The 3,231-nt window shown below is 69.8% G+C and carries 4 protein-coding genes; 2 read left to right on the forward strand and 2 right to left on the reverse strand.

Features of this window, described 5'->3' with window-relative positions:
* Nucleotides 1-190 precede the first annotated feature (190 nt).
* Nucleotides 191-1,063 (reverse strand): hypothetical protein, encoded by an 873-nt coding sequence (locus EAO75_RS44310; protein ID WP_261989710.1) that lies wholly within the window; start codon nt 1,061-1,063, stop codon nt 191-193.
* Nucleotides 1,064-1,077: 14 nt separating this feature from the next.
* Nucleotides 1,078-1,722 carry a hypothetical protein gene (locus tag EAO75_RS44315; protein ID WP_315987695.1) on the reverse strand — a complete coding sequence of 215 codons (645 nt, stop codon included), beginning with the start codon at nt 1,720-1,722 and terminating at the stop codon, nt 1,078-1,080.
* 220 nt (nt 1,723-1,942) lie between these two features.
* Between EAO75_RS44315 and EAO75_RS44320 the strand changes: the two genes are divergently transcribed.
* Together EAO75_RS44320 and EAO75_RS44325 are read left to right on the forward strand one after the other, a co-directional pair.
* A complete protein-coding gene (locus EAO75_RS44320) occupies nt 1,943-2,305 on the forward strand; it encodes a DsrE family protein (RefSeq protein ID WP_148000793.1) in 363 nt (120 codons plus the stop codon).
* Nucleotides 2,306-2,399: 94 nt separating this feature from the next.
* Nucleotides 2,400-3,170: a transposase family protein gene (locus EAO75_RS44325; protein WP_148000794.1), complete on the forward strand. Its 771-nt coding sequence runs from the start codon at nt 2,400-2,402 to the stop codon at nt 3,168-3,170.
* The last annotated feature ends 61 nt before the right edge of the window (nt 3,171-3,231 follow it).

Below are 3,231 nucleotides of genomic sequence, written 5' to 3' on the forward strand. Positions count from 1 at the left end.
GTCGTTCTCCTCGACGTCGGAGTCGAGCATCAGCAGCGGCACCCGGCCGACCTGCGCGAGCCAGACGCGGGCGTGCAGCTGCCTGCCGCCGTCGGCTCCGGTGCCTCGGTCACGAGCTGTCCTGCGGGCGTCTGCGACACCGCTTCGGCCGGTTCGGACCCCGGCTGGGTGACCTGCGGTCGCTGCTCGGTCATACGGCCTCCCCCGGCTCGGCGATGCGGTCGAGCTGGGTGCTCAGGAGCATCGCGACCCCCTTGCTGTCGAGTGGTCTGACGCCGTCCGCGGAGAGCGTGACCAGGACGTCTCCGACGTAGCCGGAGCAGAACATGCTGTCGAGGTCCTCGCTGAGTTCCCTGGGCGACAGGAAGCACTTGGCGTCCTTGTGGCCCTTGACCTTCGGACCCTTGCGGAAGATGTCCAGGGTGCCCAGCAACTCGGTCTGGAAGCGCGACGCGTCCCGCACTGCCGTCCGGTTCTCCAGCCGGGTGAGCGTGAGGCTCACGCTGTAGATGTCCTCGACGAGATCCTGCTGGAGCCCGCTGCCGTAGGCGCTGAAGTAGCTGCGCATCGCCATGCCCTCGATGCGCAGCCGGTCCAACTGCTTCTCCAGCTGCCGGCGCTGCGAACGGGGCAGATCGCGCAGCGACTCCTTGCGCATGGCCGTCGCCTCGGCCGCGCTGAGCCGCGTGTCCGAGCCGAACTCACCGATGTCCGGCCCCTTGACCCAGCCGTCGGTGCCGTACGGCACGAGCATCCCGGCCAGGCCCGAGGCGCTCGGCGCCTTCTCGTCGCCGGCCTTGTCCGCCGGAAACTTCCACACCGGCGCCCCCGCGTCCCGATCGGCGTCCCGGACGGTGCCGACGGTGATGCCGACGCCGGCCACGAGGGCGCCGACCGTCAGGACGGCCCCGGCGACGGCGGCGATACGGCCACGGCGCGGGCGCTTCCTGGCGGGCGGGGCCACGACCGGTTCACCACCCGGGTCGGGCTGCACGGCCTGCCCCACCTCTGCCGGGGTCTCGCTCACGACCCGGCCCTCGCTCTCCGACTGGCCCTCGCTCATGGGCCGTTCCTCGCTCACAGCCGCTCCATCTGCCGCTGGGCCAGGCTCATGATCGTCTTCTTGCTGATCGGCCTGTTGCCCGAGACGAAGATCTCCATGGCGATGTCGCCGCGCCACGCGAGTGCCTCCGCCGTGTACACCGGCAGATAGCCGGGCTCGGATTCGGCGTCCTGGTAGGCGTAGGCCATGCCGTCCTCGGTGCCCGGGACGACCCAGCTGTCACCGTCTTCGAGGTCGGCCCAGTACTTGCCGCCTACGGTCCTCTCGGCGGCACCGCCGGACTCCTCCTGCCGGTACTGGAGCAGCCGGATCTCCACCGCCGAGTCGTCGTCCTCCCAGCCGACGACGGCCGCGCGCCGGAACTCGTGGCTGACGAGCTCGCCGAAGGCGCCGACCGGCTCATTGAAGGTCTCCGCGTAGGCGGCTATGTCCATCCAGCCGTCGTCACCGGTCAGCCAGTCGGCGGCCTTGGCCCCGCGCGGCTTCTTCAGCAGCAGCTTGCGCAGGTCTCCGTCGGTCCGCACCCGCCGGTCCCGCGCGGCCGACAGCGGTTCGGGCGCCTCGCCCTTGGCCTGCGTCAGCTTCGGCTGCGAGAGCGAGGGCAGCTTGGTGGGCTCGCGGTCGGCCTGGACGAGGTAACCGGCACAGGTCCCCGCCACGAGCCCCAGTACGGCGGCACCTGCGATCAGCGCCGCGGTCCGCCCACGACGCCGCGGACGGGGCGGATCGGTGGGCTCAGGGCCGGGCACCTCTCCGATGGGTTCGGGTTCTTCCAAAACGTCCCCCCAACAGAACGTGAAGTCTGTATTCCGTATTCGTGCGCACAGGAGACCCATGGCCCACACACGGGGTTGTAGGGGGCTTGATTACGATTCGGCCATGGCGAAGAAGCTGGTGATCAAGGTGACGGCGGGGGCGGACGCCCCCGAACGGTGCTCACAGGCGTTCACGGTCGCGGCGGTGGCCGTCGCGAGCGGTGTCGACGTGTCCGTGTGGCTGACCGGCGAGTCCGCGTGGTTCGCGCTCCCGGGCCGGGCCGCCGAGTTCGAACTCCCGCACGCGGCCCCGCTCCCCGACCTGATCGACTCCGTCCTCGCGGCCGGCCGCCTCACCCTGTGCACCCAGTGCGCGGCCCGCCGGGACATCACGGAGAAGGACGTCATCGAGGGCGTACGCATCGCGGGCGCGCAGGTCTTCGTGCAGGAGGCGATGGCGGACGGGACGCAGGCGCTCGTCTACTGAGACGACGTCCCTGGGACGACTTCCCCGGGACGACTATTACGGGACGACTTCTAAAGGGTGTTGCACAAGGCTCTGAGCTGGGCATCTCCCTTGTATGGCTGGGGTTTTACGTGCTGAGCGGGTATGGGTGGAGACGTTCACGGGGCTGCGGATGACACAGTTCTCGGGTCTGTTGAAGGTGGTGCGGGAGCGGGGCGGCAACGGCACGCTGCGCGGCCGGCCGTGGTCGCTGCCGCTGGCGGAGCGGGTACTGATCGTTGCCGTGTACTACCGGACAAACCTGACGATGAGGCAGCTGGGCCCGTTGTTCGGCGTCTCTTCCTCCACGGTCTGCCGTGTCGTCCAGCGGCTTGGTCCGCTGCTGGCGGTTGAACCCGTCTCGAGCACGGCCGACGCGGCGGACCGGTTGTGGATCGTGGACGGCACCCTGGTCCCAGTCCGCGACCGGAACGTCGGCTCATCGTCGCGCAACTACCGGTTCTCGGCGAACGTGCAGGTCATCGTCGATGCCGACACCCGCCTTGTGATCGCCGCCGCTCACCCGGTGCCGGGCACCACCGCGGACGCACACGCCTGGCGGGCTTCCGGCTTGGCCGAACACTGCCAGGGCGTGACCGTCCTGGGCGACGGTGCCTACCTCAACTGCGGGATGGTCGTGCCCCACCGCAAACGCCCCCACCGGCCCCTGCTGGCGGGCGAGGAGGACGACAACGCAGCCCACCGGAAGGTGCGTGCGCGGGTGGAGCATGTGATCGGCCGGATGAAGAACTACAAGATCCTCCGCGACTGCCGCCAACGAGGCGACGGCCTCCACCACGCGGTCCAGGCCGTCGCCCACATGCACAACCTCGCCCTCGCATCATGACCAGACAACCCCGCTCACCCGCTCTGGCCTGCCCGAACACAGCCTTGTGCAACACCCTTTA

The organism is Streptomyces sp. UW30, assembly GCF_008042075.1.
Classification (GTDB): domain Bacteria; phylum Actinomycetota; class Actinomycetes; order Streptomycetales; family Streptomycetaceae; genus Streptomyces.